This is a genomic window from Vibrio sp. Vb1980 (genome assembly GCF_033338615.1).
Classification (GTDB): domain Bacteria; phylum Pseudomonadota; class Gammaproteobacteria; order Enterobacterales; family Vibrionaceae; genus Vibrio; species Vibrio alginolyticus.
The window spans coordinates 290,493-316,922 of sequence record NZ_JAWOSZ010000001.1; the positions used below are offsets into that span (position 1 = coordinate 290,493).

Annotated in this window: 23 protein-coding genes; 8 read left to right on the plus strand and 15 right to left on the minus strand. The window is 45.9% G+C overall.

Annotated elements, in window-relative coordinates:
- Positions 1 to 363 precede the first annotated feature (363 nt).
- Complete coding sequence (locus tag R7F64_RS01285) at positions 364 to 1,659, minus strand: alpha/beta fold hydrolase (protein WP_053303894.1); 1,296 nt, start codon at positions 1,657 to 1,659, stop codon at positions 364 to 366.
- Positions 1,660 to 1,869: 210 nt separating this feature from the next.
- Here R7F64_RS01285 and R7F64_RS01290 point away from each other — a divergent pair, with 210 nt between their 5' ends.
- The gene (locus R7F64_RS01290; RefSeq protein ID WP_104976414.1) at positions 1,870 to 3,027 is read left to right on the plus strand and encodes a D-alanyl-D-alanine carboxypeptidase family protein; all 1,158 of its coding nucleotides are present in this window, start codon (positions 1,870 to 1,872) and stop codon (positions 3,025 to 3,027) included.
- A gap of 84 nt (positions 3,028 to 3,111) precedes the next feature.
- Here the strand turns inward: R7F64_RS01290 and R7F64_RS01295 are convergent, their stop codons facing one another.
- The gene (locus tag R7F64_RS01295) at positions 3,112 to 5,769 is read right to left on the minus strand and encodes an alpha-amylase family glycosyl hydrolase (protein WP_318057623.1); all 2,658 of its coding nucleotides are present in this window, start codon (positions 5,767 to 5,769) and stop codon (positions 3,112 to 3,114) included.
- 129 nt (positions 5,770 to 5,898) lie between these two features.
- Positions 5,899 to 7,362, minus strand: coding sequence for a helix-turn-helix transcriptional regulator (locus R7F64_RS01300; RefSeq protein WP_318057624.1), 1,464 nt, complete (start codon positions 7,360 to 7,362; stop codon positions 5,899 to 5,901).
- A 167-nt stretch (positions 7,363 to 7,529) separates the two neighbouring features.
- Between R7F64_RS01300 and R7F64_RS01305 the strand changes: the two genes are divergently transcribed.
- A complete protein-coding gene (locus tag R7F64_RS01305) occupies positions 7,530 to 8,183 on the plus strand; it encodes an oxygen-insensitive NAD(P)H-dependent nitroreductase NfsB (RefSeq protein ID WP_005374924.1) in 654 nt (217 codons plus the stop codon).
- A 69-nt stretch (positions 8,184 to 8,252) separates the two neighbouring features.
- Positions 8,253 to 8,543, plus strand: a complete 291-nt coding sequence (locus R7F64_RS01310; protein ID WP_005374925.1) for a putative quinol monooxygenase — start codon at positions 8,253 to 8,255, stop codon at positions 8,541 to 8,543.
- On the opposite strand, the gene R7F64_RS01315 is transcribed toward R7F64_RS01310, so the two are convergent.
- Positions 8,540 to 9,463: a LysR family transcriptional regulator gene (locus tag R7F64_RS01315; RefSeq protein ID WP_005374928.1), complete on the minus strand. Its 924-nt coding sequence runs from the start codon at positions 9,461 to 9,463 to the stop codon at positions 8,540 to 8,542. The two genes, R7F64_RS01310 and R7F64_RS01315, sit on opposite strands and share 4 nt — an antisense overlap.
- Positions 9,464 to 9,595: 132 nt before the next feature.
- Between R7F64_RS01315 and R7F64_RS01320 the strand changes: the two genes are divergently transcribed.
- Positions 9,596 to 9,814: a VF530 family DNA-binding protein gene (locus tag R7F64_RS01320; RefSeq protein ID WP_005374929.1), complete on the plus strand. Its 219-nt coding sequence runs from the start codon at positions 9,596 to 9,598 to the stop codon at positions 9,812 to 9,814.
- A 1,493-nt stretch (positions 9,815 to 11,307) separates the two neighbouring features.
- Here the strand turns inward: R7F64_RS01320 and R7F64_RS01325 are convergent.
- Positions 11,308 to 11,760 carry an acyl-CoA thioesterase gene (locus tag R7F64_RS01325; protein WP_005374933.1) on the minus strand — a complete coding sequence of 151 codons (453 nt, stop codon included), beginning with the start codon at positions 11,758 to 11,760 and terminating at the stop codon, positions 11,308 to 11,310.
- Positions 11,761 to 11,970: 210 nt separating this feature from the next.
- Here R7F64_RS01325 and R7F64_RS01330 point away from each other — a divergent pair, with 210 nt between their 5' ends.
- On the plus strand, positions 11,971 to 12,735 hold the full coding sequence (locus R7F64_RS01330; RefSeq protein ID WP_005374935.1) for a ferredoxin--NADP reductase: 765 nt from the start codon (positions 11,971 to 11,973) through the stop codon (positions 12,733 to 12,735).
- Positions 12,736 to 12,915: 180 nt separating this feature from the next.
- On the plus strand, positions 12,916 to 13,362 hold the full coding sequence (locus tag R7F64_RS01335; protein ID WP_318057625.1) for an RDD family protein: 447 nt from the start codon (positions 12,916 to 12,918) through the stop codon (positions 13,360 to 13,362).
- A 59-nt stretch (positions 13,363 to 13,421) separates the two neighbouring features.
- Here the strand turns inward: R7F64_RS01335 and R7F64_RS01340 are convergent, their stop codons facing one another.
- The 10 genes from R7F64_RS01340 to R7F64_RS01385 all read right to left on the minus strand — a co-directional run bounded on the left by R7F64_RS01340 (position 13,422) and on the right by R7F64_RS01385 (position 24,620).
- Entirely contained in the window at positions 13,422 to 14,093 is a 672-nt protein-coding gene (locus tag R7F64_RS01340) for a DUF2057 domain-containing protein (RefSeq protein WP_017634411.1), read from the minus strand.
- 216 nt (positions 14,094 to 14,309) lie between these two features.
- Positions 14,310 to 15,458, minus strand: coding sequence for an AI-2E family transporter (locus tag R7F64_RS01345; protein WP_005386936.1), 1,149 nt, complete (start codon positions 15,456 to 15,458; stop codon positions 14,310 to 14,312).
- Positions 15,451 to 16,137, minus strand: coding sequence for a potassium channel family protein (locus R7F64_RS01350; protein WP_017634413.1), 687 nt, complete (start codon positions 16,135 to 16,137; stop codon positions 15,451 to 15,453). The genes R7F64_RS01345 and R7F64_RS01350 overlap by 8 nt, the downstream gene beginning before the upstream one ends.
- A gap of 16 nt (positions 16,138 to 16,153) precedes the next feature.
- Positions 16,154 to 17,044 carry an HlyD family secretion protein gene (locus R7F64_RS01355; RefSeq protein ID WP_025768613.1) on the minus strand — a complete coding sequence of 297 codons (891 nt, stop codon included), beginning with the start codon at positions 17,042 to 17,044 and terminating at the stop codon, positions 16,154 to 16,156.
- A gap of 11 nt (positions 17,045 to 17,055) precedes the next feature.
- Positions 17,056 to 17,259 (minus strand): DUF1656 domain-containing protein, encoded by a 204-nt coding sequence (locus tag R7F64_RS01360; protein WP_005374946.1) that lies wholly within the window; start codon positions 17,257 to 17,259, stop codon positions 17,056 to 17,058.
- A complete protein-coding gene (locus tag R7F64_RS01365) occupies positions 17,259 to 18,902 on the minus strand; it encodes a TolC family protein (protein ID WP_149192488.1) in 1,644 nt (547 codons plus the stop codon). Before R7F64_RS01365 ends, R7F64_RS01360 begins: the two co-directional genes overlap by 1 nt.
- 10 nt (positions 18,903 to 18,912) lie before the next feature.
- On the minus strand, positions 18,913 to 21,087 hold the full coding sequence (locus R7F64_RS01370; RefSeq protein WP_170893951.1) for an FUSC family protein: 2,175 nt from the start codon (positions 21,085 to 21,087) through the stop codon (positions 18,913 to 18,915).
- A gap of 388 nt (positions 21,088 to 21,475) precedes the next feature.
- Complete coding sequence (locus R7F64_RS01375) at positions 21,476 to 22,345, minus strand: DMT family transporter (RefSeq protein WP_053303887.1); 870 nt, start codon at positions 22,343 to 22,345, stop codon at positions 21,476 to 21,478.
- A 141-nt stretch (positions 22,346 to 22,486) separates the two neighbouring features.
- Entirely contained in the window at positions 22,487 to 23,455 is a 969-nt protein-coding gene (gene yidZ, locus R7F64_RS01380) for an HTH-type transcriptional regulator YidZ (RefSeq protein ID WP_053303886.1), read from the minus strand.
- Positions 23,430 to 24,620, minus strand: a complete 1,191-nt coding sequence (locus R7F64_RS01385) for an MFS transporter (protein WP_005386919.1) — start codon at positions 24,618 to 24,620, stop codon at positions 23,430 to 23,432. Before R7F64_RS01385 ends, yidZ begins: the two co-directional genes overlap by 26 nt.
- A 132-nt stretch (positions 24,621 to 24,752) precedes the next feature.
- On the opposite strand from R7F64_RS01385, the gene R7F64_RS01390 reads away from it, so the two are divergent.
- Both R7F64_RS01390 and R7F64_RS01395 read left to right on the plus strand, forming a co-directional pair.
- Positions 24,753 to 25,223, plus strand: a complete 471-nt coding sequence (locus R7F64_RS01390; protein ID WP_005374960.1) for a GNAT family N-acetyltransferase — start codon at positions 24,753 to 24,755, stop codon at positions 25,221 to 25,223.
- 118 nt (positions 25,224 to 25,341) lie between these two features.
- Complete coding sequence (locus R7F64_RS01395; protein WP_053303885.1) at positions 25,342 to 26,424, plus strand: type I restriction endonuclease; 1,083 nt, start codon at positions 25,342 to 25,344, stop codon at positions 26,422 to 26,424.
- Positions 26,425 to 26,430: the final 6 nt, after the last annotated feature.

A 26,430-nucleotide genomic window follows, 5' to 3' on the forward strand; every position in this document is an offset into this window, starting at 1 on the left:
TATTATGAGTAGGCGGGGCCTGGCGGTCTTTGGTAGGGGGAGCATGTCCGCAGGTGAAGCCGCTATGTGTTCAAATTATAAGCATTAATTATAGTGGTTTAGGTAGGTTGGAGCCGATACTTTTGGTTTAAATTTATGCTGTTATTCTCTTTTAGGCCCTTCAAAAAAGTTAGGCGCAAGAAGCACCAAGTAATCACCGGAGTCATTGACAAGGAAAGGACATGTCGCAGTTTTATACATGAGGTGGTGAGGGATAAAGGTTTAGGGACAAAGAGTGAATGACTGATCGCCATTGTTCATAAACCGCTATAAAACGCCTTTTCACCACATACTGAAAAGGCGTTTTTCTAACGTCTGCCGTGCTTATTTCAACGTAGCTGCGGTCTGTTTTCCCATGGCAATGAGCCTGTCGAGAATACGTTCACCGTCGGCACGTAAGCCGTTGTGCTCGTACTCATTGGTGATCCACGCTTTTGAGTTTGGTATTAACGCGAGCGTCTCTCGGCTGATATCCATTTCAACAAACATATCATCGGCGTAAACTGCGCAACTGACAGGCACTTTGTTCTGAGCCAGTTGTGTTTGATCGTACAGCGCAGTCCAATCTTTTTTCGCTGCCAATATTTCTGCGGCGTCTTTTAGTGGTTTGAGGTTAACGTATTGGTCGAACATCCATGGGAAGACCATTTCCCCCGTAAAGTAAAATGGCTTGCCAGATTCATAATTAAACTCTGATCGGGTTTGGCGAACGCGGTGCGCACTCCAATTCGACGCGAAGCTTTGGCAGTAAATCGATTCATGCAAAATGGCGTAGATCGGGTTGGTTTGGAAGTTTTGCTGCGCCAACATATCGTTTAAGAACTCATAACGAAGTTGTGGTTTGCCGTTCACTTCAATCAACGCGCTTTCTAGCCAATAGTAAGTTGGTAAGAAAGTATCACTCACACCAAAGTTGATGCCGATTTGTTGAAATTGCTCCACTGTGAAGCGTTGACCATTTGGTAGGTACTCTTCATTTTCCAGCAAGTGATTCGCAATGTTTTGGCAAAGTTGTTGCGCACTTGGAAATTGTTGGAAGAACGCTTGGTTTTTCTCCATGGTGCGTTTGAAAGTGGCTTCATACACATCGTCGGCATGACGTGAGACTGATGGCACGCCACCTGTGATGTAGCTTTGTAGCAAGCTGTCTGGGAACAAAGACAAATAGGTGAGGGAGCAAAACCCACCAAAGCTTTGACCTAAGATCGCCCATTTTTCGACGCCAAATTGCTCACGAATGTATTCCGCGTCGCGCACGATGTTATCCGCTCGGAAGTGGCTCAAGTAGTCTGCTTGTTGCTCTGGCGTGAGGTGAGCAAGCGTCTGGTGATTAATTACGCTGCTGTTGCCCGTACCGCGCTGGTCGAGAAGCAAAACTCGGTACTCTTGCAGGGCGCGTTTTACCCAGCCATTATTGCCGTTTTGACGTGGAGAGGGAAAGCCAGGCCCGCCCTGAAAGTAAACCAACCAAGGTTTGGTCGATTCTTCATCGCCAACTAGGCAAACCGAACGGGCGAAGACTCTAATGGTGCCTTTGCTTGCGTCTTGGTAATCCAGAGGAACGGTAAAACTGTGGGGAGTGTAATGCAATCCTGCGTCGATAAATGATTGAGCGTTCATTGTTATCTTTATTTCCTTATTGAGGGGTAGCGCTACTTTACTGCGAATGGCGCGAAGAACCAACGCTATTTCCCAATTGCCTCTTCAGTTCTATACCTTGGTCAAATCAATGTAAGTTCAAGAAAATGAAACGATTAGCGACTGGTGCAACTGGTTGAGTGAGCTATGCTCAATAGAGTTGCGACAAAGTAAGAGCATGGAGGAAGTCGGATGAAAGTGTCACTGGCTCGATGGACAATTGTGACTTGTTTAATAAGCGTACCTACTTTTGCCGTTGTTACGCCCAACCCACCTCAGTTACAGGCAAAAGGCTACGTATTAATGGACTTTCAATCCGGTGCCATTATTGCCGAGTATAACGGGCGAGCAGGCCTTGCTCCGGCGAGTTTAACCAAGTTGATGACCGCTTATGTAGTTGGACAAGAAATCAAAGCGGGGCGTTTGAAATGGGATGATGTTGTCACCGTGAGCGAAAACGCGTGGTCGGCCAAGTTTCCCGGTTCTTCTAAAATGTTCATCAAACCGAAAGATGAAATTAGTGTTGCGAACTTAATGCGCGGCGTGATCATCCAATCAGGAAATGACGCGTGCGTTGCACTGGCTGAGCATGTTGCAGGCAGTGAACGCGGCTTTGTTGCCTTGATGAATGGTTGGGCGGAGAAATTAGGACTGCAAGACACCTATTTTGTGAACTCCCATGGTCTTGATAGTGATGGCATCCAAACCTCACCAACCGATATGGCAAGACTCATGCAGTCGATCATCAGCGATGTTCCTGATGTGTACGCGCTATACAGTGAGAAAGTCTTCAAGTGGAACGACATTACGCAGTACAACCGCAATAAGTTGTTGTGGGACAATTCCATTGATGTCGACGGGGGAAAAACCGGCTACACCAGCAATGCCGGATACAGCTTGGTGAGCTCGGCCAAAGAAGGAAGAATGCGCCTTATCTCGGTGGTGATGGGTACGCCAAGTAAACAGGCTCGGATCAGCCAATCGAAGAATCTACTCAGCTATGGTTTTCGCTTTTATGACACCAAGCAAGTTGCTAAACAGGGGGAAGTTGAGTCTAAAGTTCGCGTTTGGAAGGGAAATGCTAATCAAGTTGAGGCGATCTTTGCTAAAGATGCCTATCTCACTCTGCCTCGTTCAATGACGGCTGGGCTTGATAAGAGTGTGGTGTTAAATGAACCGTTGATTGCGCCGATCGCGCAAGGAGATGAGATTGGTAAGGTCGTTTGGAAAAGCGATGACAGTACCGTGGCGAGTTATCCCTTGGTCAGCAGCCAAGCGGTAGAAGAGGGCTCGTGGTTCGCTCAGCTTTGGGACAGTCTGGTGCTGTGGGTGAAATCGTTCTTTAACTAGAATAAAAACGAGCAGAAGTGTCTTTCTGCATTTTTTTGTTGATGGCCGCCCAGCTAAACGCTGGGCGGTGTTTTATTTAACGGTTTATTCCGACAAGGTGATGATTGGTAAATCGTCCCAAATCTTACTTTCATCCGATGCGCCACCGGAGAAGTTCCAAGGGCCTTTGTCTTGTTCTAGCGGACGGTAAGTTGCCGAAAGGCCGTCTAAGTCCCAAGTCGTGACATAGAAGCGGATACCATCGAGCGAATCTGGGCGGCCTAGTGCATCGCTAGCAAAGTCCATTGAAATGGTGTTGTTGGCTTTGTCTACTGTCACTGTTGGTGCTGGCGTTACGGCTTCTCCCCATGTCGTCGCGTTTGCGCCTTGAGTGTTGTAAATCGAACTTTGCCAGCCGAAGACCACGGCATTGCGACTCCATGTTCCGCTTGGCATAGAAGCGTTGATCTTAGGCAGTTCCGTTAGGTTGGTTGCCGCTTCTTCCGGTAAATCAATGAAGATGGTGAAACCAACGTGGTCAAAGCCGTTTGGTGGCAACCAAGTATCGGTGATCTTGTCCATAGTGAAGGTCAAGCGCACGTTACTGCCGACGGTAAATACCTCAGCTTTGTTGATTGCGAGTTGGCTGTTATCTTTATCGAACGTTGGATCCGTTGGTAGCGAGTAGTTACCGTTAGGACCGCCCATGCCATCTTGCGCATCGCCTGCGTCATCAATAGTGTCGTCTGGCGTGTTTGACCAGCTTAAGTCCGACACAAAGTTTACATCTTCAATGCCTGCTTTCTTCTCCGTGGAGTAAATCGCGAAGCGGTGTTGCTGTTCGCCAATCGCAAAGTGACGGGTAGATAAAGTCACGCTGAACTGACCGTCAGCGCCCACGGTAATGGCCTGTGCGGTTTCTAGATTACCGTCCACGACAAGGTTCAATTTCTCGTTTGCGTTAGCAGTACCAGTAATCACGATGTCATCAGTGATGGTTTGTCCTTCCCAATCCTGTGCCAGTTGGATGTTGAGATCTGGGGTCTCTACCGATTGGATGTCGTTAGTTTTCGAGTAAATCACGGCAGATTTGGCTGGTAGCTCAAGGGTTACGTGACCGTTTTCATCGGCGATTAACTGTTCTGGAGCTTCTGCCCAGTTCGACATGATTTGTTGTTGGAAGACGGTGCCGCCAACTTGTTCTACATCGAGTTGGTTCATCAACATCGGCGAGTTGGATGTATTCATCACAACCAAGACTTCGTCGTTATCCAACGTTCGGGTAAAGGCGAAGACGCCCGCGCCCGCTTTATCGCTGCCAATCACTTTTATTTCGCCACGTGTCATGACTTTGTTTTCAGTGCGTAGCTTGGCAAGTTCTTGAATAAACAAGTACATCTCACTGTTTTGGTCGAATGAGTCTACGTAGTTGCCATCTTCACGGTACCCTCCGGAGAACATCGCATCGCGCGCTGCTGACATCGCCTGTTCTGTACCTTGGTAAATCACAGGAATACCCGGCACGCTCATCATGGTGATCAGTGCTTGTTTCATGTCATTCACGCTACCTTGCGACAGAAAACGCGGCATATCGTGATTATCAATGAAGTTCGGCATGATGTATGGATTTGGGAACATCTCCATCATTTTCTCAAGACGGAAACGTAAATAGTCGGTCGGTTGTCCTGATGCAAATACGCGCGTCATGGTCGCTTGCAATGGGAAGTTCAGTACCGAGGTTAGCTGTTTCGGCGAGCCACTTTCACCGATGTAAGTCAGCATCTTCTCTTCGCCTTCGGTGTGGTAAGGCGTAGATGTTTCGAATACTTCACCAAAAGTGAGGAAGTTGTCACGACCGGTATCAACCGCTTGCGTCATCACACCATCGTCGGCGTGTAGGAAGTCGTTCCAGAAATCGTGTTCAACAAACTTCACCGTATCGATACGGAATCCGTCGACGCCGACTTCGCGAATCCATTTTCGGTAGCTCTCTTTTAAGTAAGCGCGCACTTCGGGATCGGACGTATTAAGGTCATCCAAATCAGAGAGTTGCCATGTTTTTTCTTGTACCGGATCGTTGTGGTCGGTGATGGTTGGCGTCCAGTGGTAACTACCTGTGCCGTCTGTTTTACACTCGTTCATGTTGAGTGGGTACGGCAGTTCTTGCCCGGCGGGTAGTGCATTTTTTATCAAACGGAAGCCTTGGCAAGGTAGGCTTGGATCATAACTGTAAGGATCATCGTAGGTGAAGAAGTTGCCTACATGGTTGGTCACGATGTCCTGAATTAAGAACATGTTACGTGCATGCACTTCGCGTGCTAACGCTTGGTAGCTTTCCATGTCACCAAAGTGCTCATCCACTTTTTGAAAATCGCGCGCCCAGTACCCATGGTAGCCGCCGTAGTTTTGCTCAGCATCCCACCATTGGTTAGCAACTGGCGGAGTAATCCAGATCGATGTGGCACCGAGATCTTCGATGTAGCTTAACTTATCACTCACGCCAACGAGGTCGCCGCCGCTGAATTTTTTATCCGACGTCGGATCGAACTCGTTTTGCCCTTGATCATTGAGAGCGCTGTCGCCGTCGTTAAAACGGTCGATCATCAAGAAGTAAATGATTTGATCTTGCCAATCAGGAGATGCCACGTGGCTTCCTGTATCGACTGGTGCGGTTTCGTCGCTTCCACAGCCAGAAAGAGCTAGAGCGATCGATAAAGGAAGTATTTTTATTTTATTCATTGGGTTAGGTAGAGTTTCAAACACAGTTTTTGCCTCCGTTATGCAGCAATGCAGAAACGATAAAGCAAAGGTTTGAAATTGAGAGTGTCATTTCACGCCAAAAAAGACGTGATATGATGTCACGAAGAGACGATTTTGATCTGACCGACAGTTTTAATTGAGCGGTTGCACAATAGGATATTGTATCGGGTAATGCTCTTTCGCGAGCTCGTTGTCGGATTCATCATAAAGGCGGAAACGGCACTGCTTTGCAGTTTGAGTGAGCGATAATTGCAGCACCCAACAAGCATAATGTAGCGAGTGTTGGGTCAAGCGCATTACGTGAGGTGTAGGGGCATCATCGACGTAACAGTCAATCCTCGCAACGTTTTCAAGTCGGCATGCCAGTTCGACAAAGAGCGTGTATTGCGCCCCAATATTAATAAGCTGCCGAGTCGGGACAATGTATTCCGTTGCGCCAATTAAAAGCCCCTTGGAGACCACGTAATCACGCTGGTGGTTGTTATCAATGTAGCGCTCACCATCGACTTCATAACACAGTCTAAAGGTCAGTGGATGTGCGACAGGAAGCTCTGTTGTCGCCCATAGTTCGGTGCCATTATTCAAAAAACGCTCGAAGAAGGCTGGGTAGCGACGCCACGTGCCATCACGGTCTCGACATTCAACGGAGACCACTTTTTCAAACGCAATATTGTCCACTTCCATCCATATTTTGCCGACAGGTTGGTCGATGTGGTTATCGTCGAAGGTATTGGCTTTGGCGTAGTACAAGCGGATCGGTTGTTGATTTAGTTGAGTTCGGTTATCCAAACATTGTTGGCGATACTGCATGGGGGAAAACGGATACCAACGACGAAAAGTGCGGTGAAAGTTCGATGGTTCTTCGTAACCAAGTTGATAGGCGATTTGCTGCGTTGTGAGTTGGGTGTCGGCAAGCAAAGTGAGTGCTTGCTTTCTTTTAGTGAAATCAACGCATTGAGAGTAGCTCATTTGCTTCTCTTGCAGTCGACGTTGCAAGGTGCGTTTGGAGACGCCCAGTTGCCTTGCCGCTTGCTCTAACTTGAGCGCGTAATTGCTGTTTTTGATGAACAAGGCGTTCAAAACACTCAGTAATTCTGGTTGTTCAATTGGCTGGTGAGAAAGCAGCAAATAAACATGTTTCACCAAATCAAACACGTTTGAACTCGTTTTAGAATCTTGCGTTTCCTCTAGAAAAATATCGGCCGCGAGTGGATTGTTGGCGTGAACTTGTACCTGTATTGATTCGCTTAGCTCAAGTATTTCCAACTGCATTCTGAGCAAGCCAAACACCGACTCCGCCCAATTTGGCATATCGGCCGTTCTACATTCGACTTGCAGATGGATTTGGGCATCACCATGTTGCAATGTGACGTACAAACGGCGGTCGAATAATGAGACACTTTTACTCCACCAAAGCAGCCCTTCTTGGAGGTTAGGCGCTTCTTTCAACATCATGCATTGCAAGGCCACCAACTTCTCAATGTGCCAATATTCGCCGGCAATTCGAAGGTGATTGTGACCGAGCTTTTTGCACAGAAAGGATGTAATAACGTTATCTTGAGGCAGCATGAGTTGAGTTTGGTTGCGAGCAAACATGCATTATTGCTGAAAAGATGAAGAAGTTCAGTGAGAACGCTCAAAGCCTTTCTTATCGTTTTATTTTCAAATTTATTTTGAAAATGTTTTTAATCGAAATCGGTTTTTCCCTTTATCTCATGAGGTTATGCTGTTACACAGCTTAAATTCATTAATTGGAGAACCTCATGGATATCGTACAAGCTGCAAAATCTCGTTACTCAACGAAAGTGTTTGACCCAACGCGCAAGCTACCTCAAGAAAAAATCGATGCAGTTAAAGAGCTGATTCGTTTTAGTCCATCGAGTGTGAACTCCCAGCCTTGGCATTTCATTCTGGCAAGCACAGAAGAAGGCAAACAGCGCATCGCTAAAGCGGCGCAAGAGAACTACGCGTTTAACGCGGCGAAGATTCTCAACGCTTCTCACGTATTGGTGTTTTGTGCGAAAACAGGCATTGATAACGACTACATTGAAGCGCTAATGGTGCAAGAAGAAAAAGATGGTCGATTCCCAACTGAAGAAGCGAAAGCGGCTGTACGCGGCGGTCGTAGCTACTTTGTGAACATGCACCGTTTTGATCTGAAAGATGCAAACCATTGGATGGAGAAACAAGTTTACCTCAACGTGGGTACGTTGCTGTTGGGTGCTTCGACGCTAGAAATTGATGCAGTACCAATTGAAGGGTTTGATCCAAAAGTGCTGGATGAAGAATTTGGCTTGCGTGAAAAAGGTTATACCAGTGTTGTGATCGTGCCGCTTGGCTACCACGCGGAAGATGACTTCAACGCGAAAACGCCAAAGTCTCGCTGGGACGCAGAAACCGTATTCACCGAGATCTAATTCGAGCTTACTTACAGGTGACGTAGAACCCCGTAATCAATATATAAATCGCAAAAGAGTGATAAAACGATGATCCACTTAGTCGCAGAAGTGAAAGCCTATCCAGATAGTAAGGATCAGGTGGTGAATTTGCTTGCTGGTTTACTAGAGCCAACTCGTAAAGAAGAAGGCTGTTGCCAATACGAGTTGTATCTCGACGAAAAAGTTGATGGCCTATTTATGTTCCAAGAAATCTGGGCATCGCAAGAGGCCTTGGATAAGCATTTGCAAAGCCCGCATATGGCGACGTTTCTTGAAACATTGGAAGAGAATGATTGGGTTGAATATACCCAGATTCGTCCTCTTCGATTTATCGCCTAATGACAGAAGGTTGCCAGCACGTTGGCGCGTTGCTGGCAGCATTTTTGTTGGATAAAGTCGCGGAAAGTCCGAATCGTTGGCGTCAATAATCGACGATCGGCACATACCATGTAGAGCGGCACTGGGCCGCAATCCCACTCTGGTAACACTCGCACCAACCTTCCCTCGATTAAGTCTCGGCTAATGTCCATCAATGATTTATTCGCAATGCCTTTGCCTTTTATCGCTAACCGGTGTGGCAAGTCACTATCGTTGCTCAACAAGTTACCGCTGACCACGATTTGTTCTTTCTCGCTGCCACGAGTGAGCGTCCATTTGTTGTAGACCGAATCCGCGACCATGTAGCACAAGCAGTTGTGTTGCGTTAAATCGGCAGGAGAGGCGAGTTCTGGATGTGTAGCTACGTACTCTGGCGATGCACATAATATCCGTTCGTTTGACCCACACAATGCCAATACGACCAGATTGGAGTCGGCCGGTTCGCCGTAGCGAATCGCAATATCGACAGGCTTGGTATACATATCCGTCAAGCTATCGGACAGCTCTAGTTTAATGGAAACATTTGGGTAGAGATCGATGAACTCATCCACCCAATCGAGCAACATATTGCGACCAAAATCGGAGGGTGCAGTAATGTGCAGCTGACCAGATAACTCGCCACGCGCGCTTGAGATCTGATCCAACCCCTCTTGCAATGTTGCCAACGCTTGCGTGGTTTTGTCTAAAAACAGTTCGCCCTCTGAGGTTAAACGCAGGCTTCGGGTGGAACGCACAAACAACGGGAAACCGATTTGCCCTTCAAGACGCTTAATCGATGCGCTAATGGCGGCAGGTGTCATGTCCATACTGTTAGCGGCTTTTGAAAAGCTGCCTTGGCGCGCGGTTTCGACAAAAATATTGAGGTCGTTGAGGGCTTTCATAATGAAAAGGGCTTTTAAGAAGTTTGGGCTACTATAGGGGAGAGTCGTAGGCCAATTCAAGGTTAAAACATTAGGTTGCACGGCGAGTTTGAGTTAGATTAGCGCGCAACTTCACTTTACCGGATCAATAGCATGAGCCAACAGCAGCCGAATAACCCACTTCACGGGTTGAGTTTAGAGAAAATCGTCACCCGACTAGTTGAACACTTTGGTTGGAATGGCATGTATGAGCGCGTTCGTGTGAACTGTTTCAAGAAAGATCCTTCAATCAAATCGTCGCTGAAGTTCCTGCGTAAAACGCAATGGGCGCGGGACAAAGTCGAAGCGCTGTACATCGAGACATTCTGCTAACCGCTCTATGGTCTGCAGCAGCGGTAAGTAGATTCTTAGTCTCGCTTTGGCTCGCTAGAATGACGCAGCTTTTCTTATCGCGTAGGTTGGAAGAGTCGCTCCACTGATACGTCCAAAGTGATTTTCCGGATGGTCACTTAGGCTTATCTGGAATCGCTTTTTTAGATGGTTTTGTAGAGGTCATAGCCAAACTCGAACTGTTATTCTGAACCGAGAGGAACGAGCGTGATTCAGAATTTACCCTCAGATTGTATTGAGTTTATTCATGGCTCTATGGTCTGTAGCAAGCGGCAAGTAGATTCTTAGTCTCACTTTGGCTCGCTAGAATGACGCAGCTTTTCTTATCGCGTAGGCTAGAAGAGTCGCTCTACTGATGCGTCTAAAGCGAGATTCCGGATGGTCACTTAGGCTTATCTGGAATCGCTTTTTTAGATGGTTTTGTAGAGGTCAGAGCCAAACTCGAACCGTCATTCTGAACTGCGAGGAACGAGCGTGAATCAGAATCTACCTTCAGATTGTATTGAGTTTATTCATGGCTTTATGGTCTGCAGCAAGCGGCAAGTAGATTCTTAGTCTCGCTTTGGCTCGCTAGAATGACGTAGCTTTTCTTATCGCGTAGGCTGGAAGAGTCGCGCTGCTGATGCGTCTAAAGCGAGATTCCGGATGGTTACTTAGGTTTGTCTGGAATCGTTTTTTTAGATGGTTTTGTAGAGCTCAGAGCCAAACTCGAACTGTTATTCTGAACCGAGAGGAACGAGCGTGATTCAGAATTTACCCTCAGATTGTATTGAGTTTATTCATGGCTTTATGGTCTGCAGCAAGCGGTAAGTAGATTCTTAGTCTCGCTATGGCTCGCTAGAATGACGCAGCTTTTCTTATCGCGTAGGCTGGAAGAGTCGCTCTACTGATGCGTCTAAAGCGAGATTCCGGATGGTCAAATAGGCTCGTCTGGAATCGCTTTTTTAGATGGTTTTGTAGAGATCAGAGCCAAACTCGAACCGTCATTCTGAACAGCGAGGAACGAGCGTGATTCAGAATCTACTCTCAGATTGTATTGAGTTTATTCATAGCTCTATGGTCTGCAGCAAGCGGCAAGTAGATTCTTAGTCTCGTTAGAATGACGTAGCTTTTCTTATCGCGTAGGCTGAAAGAGTCGCTCTACTGTTACGTCTAAAGCGAAATTCCGGATGGTCACATAGGTTCTTCTGGAATCGCTTTTTTAGATGGTTTTGTAGAGATCAGAGCCAAACTCGAACCGTCATTCTGAACAGCGAGGAACGAGCGTGATTCAGAATCTACTCTCAGATTGTATTGAGTTTATTTATATCTCTATAGGCCTGCAGCAAGCGGTAAGTAGATTCTTAGTCTCGCCTTGGCTCGCTAGAATGACGCTAGTTCTCTTATCGCGTAGGTTGGAAGATTAGCCATACGTTATTCCCGACAGCGATGAAGAATCGCTGTCGGGAACCTCGCCTTTAATCTCTCATTTCTTGCTACTCTAAATGATGCGTGCTACCCACAGTTCCTTCCAAATCTAAAATCGACTGGCGAACGTGGTCTGGAATCGCCGCTTTTACGTTGTTCTTAAAATCAAACATCACACCAGTGGCGGTCGCGATGGTCGCAATCTTACCCCACTTCTTACTCAGCACTTGGTACTCCATTGTGATGCGATCTTCTTGCATGTCGATTACGCGAGAACCGACTAATAGCGTGTCTGGGTAAGTAACAGGCAATTTGTAGCGGCATTGAGTCTCACTCAGTACTGGTCCAATTTGCGAGGTCTGCAGGTCGACCAGCAGGTTAATTTTGTTGAAGTAATCTAAACGTGCGGTCTCGAAGTAGCGAAAATAGACCACGTTATTAACGTGTTGCAGAGCATCCATTTCACCCCATGCGACTTTTATCTCTGTGATAACGGGAAAGTCCTTTAACAGTGTGTCCATTTTTATTGCTCCTTTTTCATCTGCTTTGCCACAAATTGCGACGCGACTTATCACTTTGAGCATTTATTCTAGATGTAATCATTTAATATGTAATAAAATTGTTTTTAAAATGTGAAATGAAATAGTGGTTTGATTATGTAAACCAGAAACTTTACATAATCGAGTTGAAGGCGTAAGTTTAACTAAGAGTAACCAGATAGGAGGTGTCTCATGATTGAACTCAAAGGTTTCAACCTCGCAAGAGTTGAGAAACGCATTGATTGGACAGGTGAGCTGTTCAGTTTGAGAATATCTGGCGCGCCTCTTTCCTTTAAAGCTGGCCAATTCACCAAGCTTGCTTTGCTTGATGATGAAGGTAAGCCGATCAGCCGTGCTTACTCTGTGGTTAATGCGCCAAGCGAGCAATTCGATTGGTTGGAGTTTCTAATAGTAGCCGACCCTCAAGGACAACTTTCTCCACGGCTCCAAAAGCTTAAATCTGGTGATAGCATTTATGTCGGTGCCACCGCACATGGCGATTTAATCCATGATTCTATTCCTAAACAGGCTCATGACCTGTGGCTGCTATCTACAGGTACGGGGATTGGACCGTTTTTATCGCTGCTGGATGATATAAACTTACCGCCTCACAATGAGCGCATTGTGCTGGTTCATGCCGTTCGTTTCGAAAAAGATCTGGTTTATAAATACCTAATTGAACAGCTTCAGCAACGATATGAAGGCAGATTAAAGTATATACCGATAGTCAGCAGGGAAGTGGTTGATGGTAAATTACAAGGCCGAATTCCTGAACTCATCGAATCGGGTTTACTGTCCAACGCCGCTGATGCGCCATTCTCAGCTCAGCGTAGCTTTGTCATGATGTGTGGGAATCCACAAATGATCAAAGATACCGTGCCCGTTTTACAAGAGCTAGGCTTGGAAAAGTATCGCCATCAAACTGGGGGAAATATCATTTACGAACGTTACTGGTAGCGTTTTGTTAAATTGATACGGTTATGCTCAAGATGTAATGATTACTTTTGAGATACGACCGCGATTTAGTATGTTCTTAGTTGAATATTATGTTGGCAATACCTAAACTGCGCTCACCATTGCGCGTCTGTACACTCAGTCATTCTCGCTTAACCAATTACATTGAGGTGACTGAAGTCCATGTATGCTTTTATCGCGAACAAGCAACAGAGAATCATTGCTGGTTTTATCGACCTGCTCTTTACGATGGTGGTAGTGTTAATAATTGCATTGAGTATTAACTCTTTTCTTAACGACTTTCAGCTCTCTTTAGCAGATAACCTCACGCTTGTTCGTGAAACTCAGGCGTTTTACTTGCTTTCTTTACCAACGGTTTTAATGATCAACTGGAATGCATTGAGTCATGGGCAAACCATTGGTATGCGCATGATTGGTATTAAAGTTGTAATGAAAAATGATAGTAAGGCAACGAAAGTTACAGCAGGGTTAAGGCTTGTTATTAGCTACTTGCTGGAGATGCTCATTCCGGGGATCCCGTTGGTAAATTTGGCATTGTTGTTCTTTCATCCGGAGCGACGTTTGTTGCATGACTTGATCGCCAATACTAAAGTTGTCCAAGTTTCCTAATTTTTGATCAAAAAAGCCACGTGAAGTGGCTTTTTTAATATCGATAAAGTTAACCAGATTTACTGTTGATTAACATATTTCTTAAAGCGAGCTTTGGTTTCTGCGTCTGCTTTTTGGTACCAGAAGTGCAGCATCTCTTCAGCTGTCGAATCCGCTTTAACCGCAGTTGCTCTCACTTGCTTCATATCCGCAGGAACCTTTGCAGGAAGCGTGACTGGCTGCATGGTCGCTGCGCCAGCAAAAGCCACGGCTGCTGCACCGCCAGCTTGGTTATAATCTTCGATTTCACGTACGTAATCACGACCGATTTGCATACCCGGTTTGAGCAACTTGTCCTGGTCAACCGCGATTGCGTTGCCTGAATCATCAACCAGTTTCCAATCTAAGTCTTTGATCTTCTCTTCCGCATCACGTAGGTTGCGGTATTCTGGCATTTGTAGAGTGAGTTCGGCATTGGTCGCGTCAAATCGTGTAACGATAACATCGCTTTCAACACTTAAACGGTCATTACCTTGGTTGAAGTAAGGGGCGAAACGAAATACGACTTGGTTAAGGCCATCAGGTAACGTCAGTGTTCTTTCAGAGGCGAAAAAACCACCCGAAAGATCTGCTTTTTCACCGTTAGCCGCCAATACTGAAACGTTGTCAGGAACACTCACGGTTACATCTGCGAATGCCATGCCACTCATTGCGAGAGCAAGCGCACAAGTTAAAGGCTTGATCAATTTCATTGTTTTTATCCTAAGCAAATTAGTGGTCATCGAGAGTGCATCGTTCATTGCCCGATTGCAACTCCCAAGTGTAATAAGTATGAAAATTTAACAAGAACGTCATTTTTATCGCATTTATTACGACGAAACTGTGATCCAAATAGAATCAAACCGCTGAAATGCAGCGGTTTGATATCATAAGTTATAGATTAAATTTCTTTCTAACTTATTGATTTATTAAATGCCAGCACCGTGTCCAGGTTCTGATTGGTCATCAGAAGCGTCTTGTTGTTCTGCCATTTCTTCTTGCTGTTGTGCTTTCTCAATGCTCAACCACCAAACAAATAACTCATACCAAATTGCTAGGATAACGGCACCTAAGAACAGACCAACGATGCCGTAGAAAAGCATACCGCCGATGGCACCGAGCAGAATCACAGGCATTGGCACGTCGACGCCACGTCCCATTAACATTGGTTTGAACAGGTTTTCAGAAAGAGCCGCAACTACGACCCAAACAGTAAACATGGTTGCTGTTGAGGTGTCTTGGGTCATGTACATGAAGCCAATCACAGGTAGCACTGCGAGCAACGCCGGGAGCTGAGCGATACATAAGATCATTAGAAGCAGTGTGAGTAAACCTGCTGCCGGAACGCCAAATACGAAGAAACCAGCACCGATCAACAGTGCTTGAATCGCCGCTACACCGACTACGCCAAGCAGTACGCTTTTAATTGTCGCTGCGATAAGCGTGGTCCAGCTTTTTGCGTTTTCACCAGCGGTACGAATCGCGATGGTTCTTAGGCCTGATGCCGCAGATTCAGAGTACGTCATGAAACCTGCTGCAATAGCAAGTGACAAGATTGAAAGCAGTAAACTTCCCAATACGCCCCCCAGTGTACCCAGTAAAGATGTGAGTCCTGCCTTTATTTGTGGCATAAAGGTTTGAATCGCTTGCTCAAGATTAGTAGCGAATAGGGTCCACACTTCGTAGAGCTTATCACCCACGATAGGCCAATCCGCTACGGAAGGTTTTGGCCCTGGTATTTTCACTTGACCATTTTGTAGTACTTCAAGCGCGTGCGTTGCACCATCCACAATGGAGCCTGATACCATAACAAGTGGCGTGACAAGGAGGGCAATACCAAGTAAAGCAATGGTTGTGGCTGCCAGACCTCTGCGACCACCATATACACGCTGCAATTTTTGGGTAAGCGGCATTAAAGCGACGGCTATAATAGCGCCCCAAATAACCGGAAGTATGAAGGGTTTGATGATGTCGTACGTAAACATCAGCAAGACAAAGATCAAGCCAATGCGTATTGCTGATTCCACCATATTACTGATGAAAAGCTTACTGTCGATTTTTACCGATTGTTTATCCATTTTTGTTTACCTGATGATCAATGTTAGAACTGACGAGACTTGAAACAACAATCGCCATATAAAAAACACCTGTGATGGCCTCTAAATACACCACGACTTGAGCCAGTGGTGTTAGAGGACTAATGTCGCCATAACCGAGCGTGGTTAAGGTAACGAAACTGAAATACGCTGCATTGGAGAAGTTCTGCCCCCAAGAAATCGCTTCCATACCGGTAAAGGCTTCAGGCGAAAACTCAAGCAGAATGAGGTAGGCAATCGCCCACATCAGACCAAGTAGCAAGAAAAGCGCTACCGAGCCAATGACTTTGTTGCTGTTGACATGGCCGGTGAAAAGAATCTGTCTTGCGATGGATTTAAAAGTGCCGAAAAAGAACGCAAAGGTGAGGGCAAGCATCACCACATTCATCTCTCTGATGTCGAAAACGGTCTTGATCACAATCACAAGAACCCAAACACCAAACAGGCTGTAGAGGAAACGAGACCAGGTTTTGTCAAAGCGAAGGCTCGCAAAACAGACGATAAACGTCAGAACCGTGAAAGCCTGAAGTATGTGTTCAATCGTCCCTTCACCTACGACTTGTGCCATCGCACTCCCTAGCAACAAAATCACTAGTGCTAAGGTTAGATAGAAGAAGTTGTTTTCTTCATTAATATTTTTGAGGTTTTTACCAATGACCATGGCTCTTCTCACTTAGTTATTGTTCACTTTCTGCGGATGACTCTTTCATCACCATGATGGACGCAGAAAGCCCGAATCGAAGATCAACATCTTCAGGAAGTTCTTGTAGGGAGATTCGCACCGGAATACGTTGTGCTAAGCGAATCCACTGAAAAACAGGGTTTACGTTTGGAAGAAGGTTGTAGCCGACCGTGCCGTCTTTGGGCGCAATACCCCAACCAATCGAGTCAACCGTCGCGTCAATTGGCGTGTCTGGGTGAGACATCAAAGTGACACGCGCTTGGCTGCCAGGTTCGATTTGCGCAAGTTGGTTTTCACGGAAGAAACCAAATACCCAAAAGCTGTTTTTGTCGATCAGTGCGAGCAGTGGTTGGTTTGCGACCGCTTGCGTACCGTTTCTAATATCGAGGTTAGATACAAAACCATCGACGGTCGCATAAACTTTGGTAAAGCTGAGATTAAGGCGTGCTGATTTTAGTTGCTCTTCTGCAGATTTGATTTGCAGTAGCGATTCTTCGTAAGCGATTTCACGACGAATCAGATCCTTGTGAGAAACCGCGCCGCGGTCTTTCGCGCGAATATCTTTAAGGCGGTCGTATTCGATTTTTTTACCGCGAGAGCTAACAATGGAGCGCTCCAGTGCTACTTCGGCTTGAGACAAAGCAACTTCGTAAGTCGCAGGATCGATTTCAAACAGTAAATCGCCTGTTTTCACTTCTTGGTTGTCTTGCACCGCGACATTTACAATTGGGCCTGATACACGAGGAGCTACTTTGATGACGTTCGCGCGCACTTGGCCGTCGCGTGTCCAAGGGTTATTAAAATACTCTTCAAATTTTTGATAGCCGAGCCAAGCTGCGCCACCAAGAATGACAAGATTGAGTGCGATTACGAATAGTTTTTTCACTTGTTTGGCACCTAAAATTGAATGTAAAAGCTGTCGATGGCCACCACATAACCGACCATGATGGCAATAAACGTCAGAGACGGAAAAGCGATGAAGCGAGACAAACGTGTCTTGTTCAATATCATCACCGTTATCCACGTGGCCGTGACGGCGAGAAAGAGCACGAGTAGCGTAGGAGAAAAGTAAACGTCTCCCCAAGAGAGTTCATGAGGCATTACCGATCCTCCGTTTTGTTTTCATCACTGGTCTCAGCCGGAGTTTCGAGTCGCAAAGGCGGCAATACGCGGTTTTCTTCATTTAAATAACCATCCCAGTCAGTTCGTTCTGTCATTTGCTTGGCAATAGATTCACTGAGGAAGGGTTTGCCTGTTTGGGTTTGCCAGCCTCCACCGAGGGCTTTGTAGAGCGCGACAACTTGGTTCGCAACATTACCTTTGATCGTTGCGTAGCTGTCTTCTGCGCGGGTCATTTTTTCTACCGAGTTAAGCAGACGTTCGAATGAAATTTGTCCGTTTTCGTACTGTGTCATGGATATGTTGAACGCACGAATGGAAGAGTTGACCGATTGCAAGCGTAAATCTTTTTGCTGCAAATACAGGTCATACGCTTCGATTGCATTGGTGACTTCATTAACGGCTTGCAGTACCTTTTTGTTGTAGTTCGTCAGCGTTTCTTGGAAGCGAGCATCTTCGAAACGAATATTATTTTTCACGCGTCCGTATTGAAAAATATTCCAACTGAACGTTGGGCCAACCACCATGGTGAGCGAATCGCTAAAACTGAAACTGCTACCATCGGGAACCGTACTGTCGATACCGATGGAACCGAACAACGAAAAGCTTGGGTACAGAGCGGTTTCTGCCACGCCAATCTGCGCACTTTGCGCGCGAGCTTGCATCTCAGAGACTTGCAAATCCGGACGTCGCATCACTAAGTTAGCATTCACTTGCGTATCCAAAAGCGGTGGACGTGGCACAATGGAACGCTCGTCGGTACCCGATAGCGCCGATTTTCTGCCCGTCGATTTGAACTGGGCTTCGTACTCAGCGATTTGCTTGTGCATCCCATCCGACTGTAGCAGTCGATCTACTTCTTCTGGTAACAGACCCAGTAGCAAAGCCAACACAGTACGTGATTGCTTCATTGCCACTTCGAGGCTCGGTAACGCTGCTTTGGTGGTGTAGAGTTGGTTTTTAGCTTGTTGAACGTCCAATTCTGTAACGTTGCCAGAGTCGAACTGCACCTGAGTAATACGTACGACACGCTCTTGAATCTCTATGTTGCGGCGAGACAGCAAAATACGTTCTTGGAATGTGCGATAGTTGATGTAATTGCGCGCCACTTCGGCGGTTATGGTGACCATGATGTCGTGATACGATGCGATGGATGCGTAGTAACCCGCTTCTGCCGACTCAATACCGCGAGCATACTTGCCCCAAACATCCATTTCCCAAGCAGCATCAAACGACAAAGTGGCGTTATTCACGCCCTGATCATTTACGTAGGCACGCGCTAGGTTTCCTGACACGGTTTGAACTTGTGGGTATTGCAAGCCAGTCGAAATACCAAGCAATGAACGTGCTTGGACAATTCGTAGCCCTGCGGCTTCTAAATCGAGGTTTTGTTTGCTCGCCAACTCAACCAGCTGATTAAGAGTCGAGTCATTAAATTGCTGCCACCATTGTTGTAGCTGTTGCTCTGATTGCTGCGTATCTTTGGCTGCTTTTTGCACCGACCAGTCACTTGGCAGTGGCGCCTGCTTTGGATGAACATAATCTGGTCCTACCGTGGTACACGCACTGAGTCCGAGCAAAGAAAGTATGGCGAGGCTTGGTTTGGTTAGTTTTGGAAGCATCATATCCCCACCTTTAAAAACGCTTCTGTTGTAAGTTCACCCAATCGATATCCTCGTAGGTTTGCTTGCAATGCTTGATTGCTTCGAACACGTTCCGTTTTAAATTCAGCAAGATATAAAAACCGGCTATCTCTGAATAAGCGTAGTCAGATAAATCCAGCTCACTAAAAAAATCTTCCAGTTTATCTTCGAATGTTTGGTAATCTTGACTGTATTGGTCGAATACGGAGTCGAGTTCTTGTGTTGCTTGATGGCTGGCTAAAGCGCCCGCCATCAAAGGAATGATGGAATCGCGGTGCTGTTGGCGAAGCTGAGTAATTAGTGGATTGGTCATCAACTTTTTCTCGGCGGCCATTAAGATGTTGATGTGATTACTGAGTACATCACACGCTTTGCTAAACGCGCCAATCGCTTCTGGCGTGGTTTTATCAAAGTGTTTGTGGTTGATTTTCGAACCCCAGACTTTGAGCTTTTTCGATGAGACATTGAGCGTCACCAAGTGTAAGGCCCGTTTGAGCGGCGTAATAACCGAGCTAGACTGCTGTTGATAGGTAGTGAACAGCTCTCGGGTATGTCGGAAGTAGCGTTCTTTTATGGTCAAAAAGAGGTGTTCTGGTCGTGAGCTAAACGGGAAGTAGTGCGCGAAAATAATCATGAACACCACCATGTAGAACAACAGCATGATCGTCATGAGGATCCCGAAGTGATAAAACATGTTGTTGTCTAAACCAAGAACAAACAAGCCAATCATATAGAAAATCGTCACTGGCCCGTTAAACAGATAAAAGCCGATAAAGGTGTAGATAAAGATGAACAGGCCAAGTTCTAACCCGAGATCCAATTGCGGAAGAATGAAGACGTAAGAAGGTACCGCGAACAAGAAGCCGAAAGTGAACAGCACAAGCAACAAAATTGGGTGCACAGGCACGAACGACAGCAAAGACATAAACATGGTCGAGAAGACCACGAACGAGTAGCCGCCTGGTGGATTGAAATAAATCCAAATCAGTCCTGCAACCCAATAGGTAACAAAGGTTTTGACCGCAGTTTTAAAGTTTTCTGCGTCCCACCATAGAAACTTGCCTTTCGGTTTCGGCAGTGGCACGTCAAAGGAGACATTGTTCGTCACAGAGTCAATACAGCTAATGCTCTCCGCTAAACGCGACAAGTTTTGATGCATCAGTTCCAACAGGTGACCAAGCGTAAGCGCAGAGCCTTTCTCTAGGTGAGCTGCGTCTTCTAGCAACGCTTGGTTGTATTTGACTTTGAATTCCTGAGCACGAAAAGCGGGCTCTTTTTCGTCCCAGACTTGTTGGCAGGTATCAAATAGCGCGTCAATTTCCGCAACGGCTTGATCAAAGTTGCTGATGCTTTCACGGTCTTGCTGGTGGCTAAAGTGGCTGTGCGCCGCAACGGTCAATTGTTGCGTTACCTGCTTGTTCAAATGAACCGCCAAGCGCCACTCTTTCATGTAGGCCGACACGTCACTGCATTCCACACTGACCGTAGCAAAGCGCTGTTCGAGCGCATTTTGGGCGGCAAACATCTGTTCGATGAGAGTGTCCACGCTAGGTTGTGGCTCTTCAGCTTCTGGATTTTCTTCTCCGCCTTCTTGAGGAGAGATTTGCCCTGCCGATTTTTGCTCGAAATTTTGCAAGATAGCGGTGAACAACGCGCGTTGTGCTTGGTTGAGTTGTTCGATGAGCTGTCTTAGGTTTTGTTCTGTTTTGGTCGGGAATAAGAAAGTCCCCACGAGTGTGTAAACCACCACCCCAAACACCGTCATATAGGCGCGGTCAACGCCATAAAGAAACGCACCTTCTGCGTCACCGCCATTGGACATCATCAGTGTCATCACACCGGTCAGCATGAGTAGCGTAGGATCTTTTTGATAGGCATTACGGAAGTAAAAAATGAAAGAGACCACAACCGACACGCTCAGCATGTACAGCAAGCGATCTTGAGCAAACAACCCCACCAGTAACAAGCCAACCACGGCACCAACCAATGTACCTAACACGCGTAAGGTACCTTTGGCGAGGGATTCACGACGACTGCCTGTGGATGCAATCAGCATCACTGTGGTTGCGGCCGTCGATGCTTGCGGCCAACCCATGGCAAACGGGATCAGATAAGCCAGAGTTAGGCTAAGCGATACTTTAATAGCGAATTTTATTTTGTCGTTCATAGTGTCAAAGTTTGCTCAGGCTTATCGTTATAAGTTGATGAATTTCTTATATGAATAATCAGAATCTTGTTCTGAATAAATTCGGGGGGCGGAATATAGCGGGTGAAAAAGTGTGCTTTGTAAACCCTTTGTCAAAACAAAAAGTGCGTATTTGGCTTGATCTCGTGCTAGGCCTTGGCGTTATTGGTGAAACGCCTAAAACGAGCAAATTCGCGATCTGTGATGATTCTCACTTATGAAACAAAATCGTTGCATTGTGTGAGCCAATGCTCACCTTATATTCTTCGCCTGGTACCAAAGCAGACCACTTATACCATCTGCAATGAGCTTTACTGCTTTAAAAAGCATAGATGATGAATGGGTACTTGAGAGGGAAAGTTATTACTTTTTATCGGCTTGCCGATTGTTCGTTTGTTTTTTTGGATCGAGATAAAAAAACCAAAGCGATCCCACCAAGAATGATGCCGCTGGTTAAAAGAGTATGCAGTGAAAGAGGCTCGTGGAGTACGATGCTGCCGAGTAGCAAAGCAATGGCTGGCACGGAAAGTTGGCTGACGGCGGCTTGAAGTAAAGAGAGCTTACGCATGACTTGATACCAAAGCGTATACCCAAGGCCAGATGCAATGGCACCAGATGCGATAGCGAGCAACACTCCGCTCAAAGAAAGGTGGATTGAGGACAAGATTAATGGCGAAAGGAGCACGCCAATTATTGATGCAGCGATGAATCCCCACGTGATGCCACTACTTGGAGAAGGCGCTTGTTTACCGAGCGCAGTAAACGCAGCCCAACAAACGCCAGAAATCAACATGAGAAGTGCAGAGCTAATATCGGGGCGAGTGGCAGATGGCAACATCAACCAAACAAATCCAACAATTGAAAGGCCGATACCGATGATTTCGAGAAACTGAAAGCGCTCACCTTGCAACCAATAGATCGCCAGTAATGTAAGTTGCACGGCACCAAACAAAAGCAAAGCACCAGTTCCTGTCGCCAGTTGTAAGTACGCGAAAGAGAAAAGGGCAGCGTAACCAAATAACGCCACGCCAGCAAAAAAGCGAAAGCGAGAAGTTGGCCGATCGGTTTTCCACTGACCTCTCACGACAAGCATTGCGATTAAGGTAATCGCGCCAGATATCAATCGAACGAGCGTGAAGCTTCCTGCATCAATTAACCCTTCTGCCAAGGCAAGTCGGCACAATAATGAATTGGCAGCGAACGCCAGCATTGCAATAGCAGTGAGTAAGAAGGTCGACATCCTTGATCCTTAGCGTGTAAATGAACAGCTAGTGTAGATCCAAAAGAACATTTTTATTAGTTGATAAAGTGATTAGTTATAGCTATCAGAGCAAGAAAGTCATTAAAAATAACCAGAGAAAACCTGACCTTAGCCTGAGTCTTACTGTGGTTGGAAAGGTTGTTTGTACAATGACTCAATGGTGTTTTTCAACCATAGCAATTTGGGATTGTACGCATTGCGTTTATGCCAAATCATGGTAAATGGAATCAGTAATTTGTCTTGTTGAGCTTGGTCTAATGGAATTGGCAAGCACACCAAATCGAGATGCAGCTTTTCTGTGTAACTTTTGCAATAGTGCGGCGCGGTGGTGATCATATCATGCGTCGGCTGCGCTGCCATAAAAAGGGATTGCTCAAAGTTGGACATCGTCAGCCCGATAGAGCGCTGTAGCCCTAGTTCCGCTAATACTTCATCCAACGCCCAAGTTTCACTTTTTTCCCAAACAATATTGATGTGTTGGTAGCTCAGAAAGGTCTCGAGATTCCACTCTTGCTGTAATGCCGGATGATCTTTATGTAAATACACCATCGGCAGGTCATAAAATAGAATCTCAAAATCCAAGAAATAAGGCAGAAGATCCAACGACTCTTTCGATCTAGGGTGGCTTTCTCGGCCGGTAAAACCGATATCCGCCTCGCCCCGAATGATGGCGTCGAGTGAATCGTAATCCCAGTTACTGGTTTTTACTTTCGCTTCAGGGTATCGCTGGTGGATAGCGACGATGACTCTGTCCAGCATTGTGAGCACTAATGGCGACTCAATCGTGATATCAAAACGCACTCCTTTAGGCGTAATATCGCTGCGTTTTTCTGCAATCTGGCAGCCAATTTGCAGCCATTCTGCAAGATCTTGCTCCATGCTTTGCGCCAAGGGCGTTGGCGCAAGACCTTTAGGTGTTTTGACAAACAAAGGATCATCGAACCAATGACGAAGTTTGTTGAGCGACTTACTTACGGTAGAGGGCGTAACGTTCAGCTTTTTCGAGGCTTTCGAGACGCTTTGCTCTTGCAACAATAATTGCAGAGTGAACAGTAAGTTTAAATCAAGTCGCGCTAGGGATTTCTTCATAATGGGTATCGTGAACAGGCTTTGGAATCAATAGTATTAGAGCAAGGCTGATTACGCTACCTAGCACTAAGATAAACACCAACATATTCAGTGCAGTAACGCCGATGAAACCCATAAACCAAATATAGAACGCGGAACTACAAACTTGAGCAATGCCCAGTAACGAGCTTGCCACGCCAGCTTGTTGAGAGAATGGGCTGAGCGCTTGGCTCATGGCCACGCCAAAGCCACAAGCGAAGCCTGCGCAAATCAGCCCAAGTCCGAAAACATAGTAAAAAGGTTGTCCATCATGGAAATGGGCTGCACTGAGCACGATGGCTGAACAAACGAGCAATCCTTGAGAGCTCATCATTAAGGTTCGCTGCTTGAAAATCCCCAATGCCAATGGCGCCGAGAACGAAATCAACATACTGATCGTCGCAGTCCCCGCCATGATGGAAGAATAGCCACCGCGATCAAAACCAAGCATACTCATCACAACAATTGGTGAAGCGTTAACAAAGGTCAGGATGGTGGTCACTCCAAGTGCAGTAATGATCAGCCTACTGATAAAAAATCGCTCGAAGAAAGTCTCTTGATGGCTCTCTGGCGTTGTCTGTTCTTCACATTGTTGGCTGGGTAGTGATTCCTTGAGAACAAAAATGGCCAATACACTGACGAGAATGCCCATTCCTGCCATCGTGGTAAACAAACTCGGCCAAGGAAATTTCAGCATAATCAAGTGACCAATCACGGGTGCGATCACTGGAATGATACAGGTGATGCCATTGAGCATCGACAATACTTTCGCGCGGCGTTCATCGTCTAACGTGTCGCGTAAAATCGCGAACGCGACGACATAGCAAGATCCAGCACCGATGCCTTGGCAAAAGCGAGCAATCAAGAAAGCGTTTGGTTGTTCAGCCATTCCGCCGAGAAAAGACGCGAGCACGAAGATCATCGCGCCGACGACGGCAACAGGCTTTCGTCCCACAGAGTCTGCAATTTTCCCCGCGAATAACATGGTGGTAGCCATGCCAGCTAAATAGATCGAAAACGCAATATGCAACTGAGATTCACTGGCATTGAGATCTGACGCAATTTGAGGCAAACCAACAAGATACAAATCAATGGCAGTAGGGTAGAGTAAAACGAGTGCAAAACTACAAAGTAAAAAACGGGACATGGAAACCTCTCTATCGAATGGTGAGGATAATAGAGTGCTAAACGTTTGCCTGCGAGTGGGAAATACGACACTAGGTATTTCTATTTACGACATACCCTGTATGAATTGAGCATAAAAACAACAAGGAAGATTATGATTACTATTGAAAAGTATTCGCCTGAGCGACATAAACAAACTTGCGAACTTAGCGTGCTAGAAGAGCAATCGCAGTTTACGGTCGCGGATGTGGGTGAAATGCTTACATGTCTTGAACCTACAGAACTTCCGCATCTGATTTTGGCAGACGATGACGTGGTTGGCTTTTTTCTATTTGATGCAGCTTACAGCGAGAAATACGATTTTTGCCCGAAAAACAGTTTAGGCGTGCGTGCTTTGCTGGTGGATCACCGTCATCAAGGCAAAGGCATCGCCAAGCAAGCCATTCAACAGTTTGCCGATTTCGCCAAACGCCATTATCCCGAGTTTGATGCGCTTTATCTCACCGTGAATTGCCGCAACATACCCGCTTATCAGTGCTATTTAAAATCAGGGTTTGAAGATACCAATGAGCTTTACCACGGCGGCCCCGTTGGACCGCAGCACATTATGAGACAACCGCTTTAAGTTCGCTGTTGGGTGAGTGTTTGCATATGGCATTCAAACTTTTAACTACACAACATTTTAAGATACCAGTGTCATATATACTTTAAGTGTTTAAATGAACAATATGATGGAGTGTCTTATGGATTTTATAGAACGAGTTCAAGCTCTTTCCAAAAAAATTCCCCAAGTATCAGCGAGTTTAGCTACAGAAGAAGCAACAAAAAACGCATTAGTAATGCCATTTTTGCACTCTGTATTAGGTTATGATGTCTTTAATCCAAATGAGGTTATCCCTGAGTTTACTGCTGACATTGCTACGAAGAAGGGAGAAAAAGTAGATTACGCACTCATTAAAGATGGGGTTGTACAAATTCTTATCGAGTGTAAAAAATTTGGTGAGCCATTGGCCACTAAACATGCTAATCAATTGTTTCGGTATTTTTCAGTAACCAATGCTCGTATTGCGATTTTAACTAATGGATCTGAATATCAGTTTTTTACGGACTTAGACGCTCCAAATAAAATGGATGAAAAGCCGTTTTTGACTTTGGATCTTGCCAATCTTGATGAGCACGTAATTCCCGAAGTGAAAAAGCTTACCAAGTCTTCTTTTGATGTTGAGTCTGTAGTTGATGCTGCCGGTGAGCTCAAGTACCTCAATCAAATTAAAAAAGCACTTCATGAACAGTTTCAGAACCCTGAAGAGGAGTTTGTAAAATTCTTTACTTCAAAAGTGTACGATGGCGTCCAAACCGCAAAAGTCAAAGCACAGTTCATGGATATTACAACGAAGGCTCTAAAACAATTCTTGAACGACAGCATTAATGCTCGATTGAAATCTGCAATTGGTGGAGATGATAAAGCACCGATCAAGGTAGACGATAGCGTTAACACCTTTGAAGAATCCGTCGAACCTGCTCAAGATAAGCCCAAAGTTCAAACGACAGATGAAGAGATCGAGGGTTTTAATGTAGTTAAGGCGATATTGCGACAACAAGTTGATGTACAGCGAGTGTGCGCCCGTGATACGCAAAGTTATTTTGGTATCCTGCTTGATGACAACAATCGGAAGCCATTATGTCGCCTTTGGTTCAATACCAAACAAAAGTACATTGGCCTCTTTGATGAAGCTAAAACAGAAACCCGCCATCCAATCGACTCGATTGACGATATTTTCAAATTTAGTGAACAGTTACAAAGTACGCCAGAACTTTACGAATAGGCTTAC

What these genes read in the sequence shown, in the direction of transcription:
- R7F64_RS01375 (WP_053303887.1), bottom strand. Translation starts at nt 22,345, where the DNA reads ATGTCGACCTTCTTACTCACTGCTATTGCAATGCTGGCGTTCGCTGCC.
- R7F64_RS01290 (WP_104976414.1), top strand. Translation starts at nt 1,870, where the DNA reads ATGAAAGTGTCACTGGCTCGATGGACAATTGTGACTTGTTTAATAAGC.
- R7F64_RS01395 (WP_053303885.1), top strand. Translation starts at nt 25,342, where the DNA reads ATGGATTTTATAGAACGAGTTCAAGCTCTTTCCAAAAAAATTCCCCAA.
- R7F64_RS01370 (WP_170893951.1), bottom strand. Translation starts at nt 21,087, where the DNA reads ATGAACGACAAAATAAAATTCGCTATTAAAGTATCGCTTAGCCTAACT.
- R7F64_RS01385 (WP_005386919.1), bottom strand. Translation starts at nt 24,620, where the DNA reads ATGTCCCGTTTTTTACTTTGTAGTTTTGCACTCGTTTTACTCTACCCT.
- R7F64_RS01330 (WP_005374935.1), top strand. Translation starts at nt 11,971, where the DNA reads ATGATTGAACTCAAAGGTTTCAACCTCGCAAGAGTTGAGAAACGCATT.
- R7F64_RS01390 (WP_005374960.1), top strand. Translation starts at nt 24,753, where the DNA reads ATGATTACTATTGAAAAGTATTCGCCTGAGCGACATAAACAAACTTGC.
- R7F64_RS01310 (WP_005374925.1), top strand. Translation starts at nt 8,253, where the DNA reads ATGATCCACTTAGTCGCAGAAGTGAAAGCCTATCCAGATAGTAAGGAT.
- R7F64_RS01340 (WP_017634411.1), bottom strand. Translation starts at nt 14,093, where the DNA reads ATGAAATTGATCAAGCCTTTAACTTGTGCGCTTGCTCTCGCAATGAGT.
- R7F64_RS01325 (WP_005374933.1), bottom strand. Translation starts at nt 11,760, where the DNA reads ATGGACACACTGTTAAAGGACTTTCCCGTTATCACAGAGATAAAAGTC.
- R7F64_RS01365 (WP_149192488.1), bottom strand. Translation starts at nt 18,902, where the DNA reads ATGATGCTTCCAAAACTAACCAAACCAAGCCTCGCCATACTTTCTTTG.
- R7F64_RS01315 (WP_005374928.1), bottom strand. Translation starts at nt 9,463, where the DNA reads ATGAAAGCCCTCAACGACCTCAATATTTTTGTCGAAACCGCGCGCCAA.
- R7F64_RS01305 (WP_005374924.1), top strand. Translation starts at nt 7,530, where the DNA reads ATGGATATCGTACAAGCTGCAAAATCTCGTTACTCAACGAAAGTGTTT.
- R7F64_RS01345 (WP_005386936.1), bottom strand. Translation starts at nt 15,458, where the DNA reads ATGGATAAACAATCGGTAAAAATCGACAGTAAGCTTTTCATCAGTAAT.
- R7F64_RS01335 (WP_318057625.1), top strand. Translation starts at nt 12,916, where the DNA reads ATGTATGCTTTTATCGCGAACAAGCAACAGAGAATCATTGCTGGTTTT.
- R7F64_RS01360 (WP_005374946.1), bottom strand. Translation starts at nt 17,259, where the DNA reads ATGCCTCATGAACTCTCTTGGGGAGACGTTTACTTTTCTCCTACGCTA.
- R7F64_RS01320 (WP_005374929.1), top strand. Translation starts at nt 9,596, where the DNA reads ATGAGCCAACAGCAGCCGAATAACCCACTTCACGGGTTGAGTTTAGAG.
- R7F64_RS01300 (WP_318057624.1), bottom strand. Translation starts at nt 7,362, where the DNA reads ATGTTTGCTCGCAACCAAACTCAACTCATGCTGCCTCAAGATAACGTT.
- R7F64_RS01285 (WP_053303894.1), bottom strand. Translation starts at nt 1,659, where the DNA reads ATGAACGCTCAATCATTTATCGACGCAGGATTGCATTACACTCCCCAC.
- R7F64_RS01350 (WP_017634413.1), bottom strand. Translation starts at nt 16,137, where the DNA reads ATGGTCATTGGTAAAAACCTCAAAAATATTAATGAAGAAAACAACTTC.
- yidZ (WP_053303886.1), bottom strand. Translation starts at nt 23,455, where the DNA reads ATGAAGAAATCCCTAGCGCGACTTGATTTAAACTTACTGTTCACTCTG.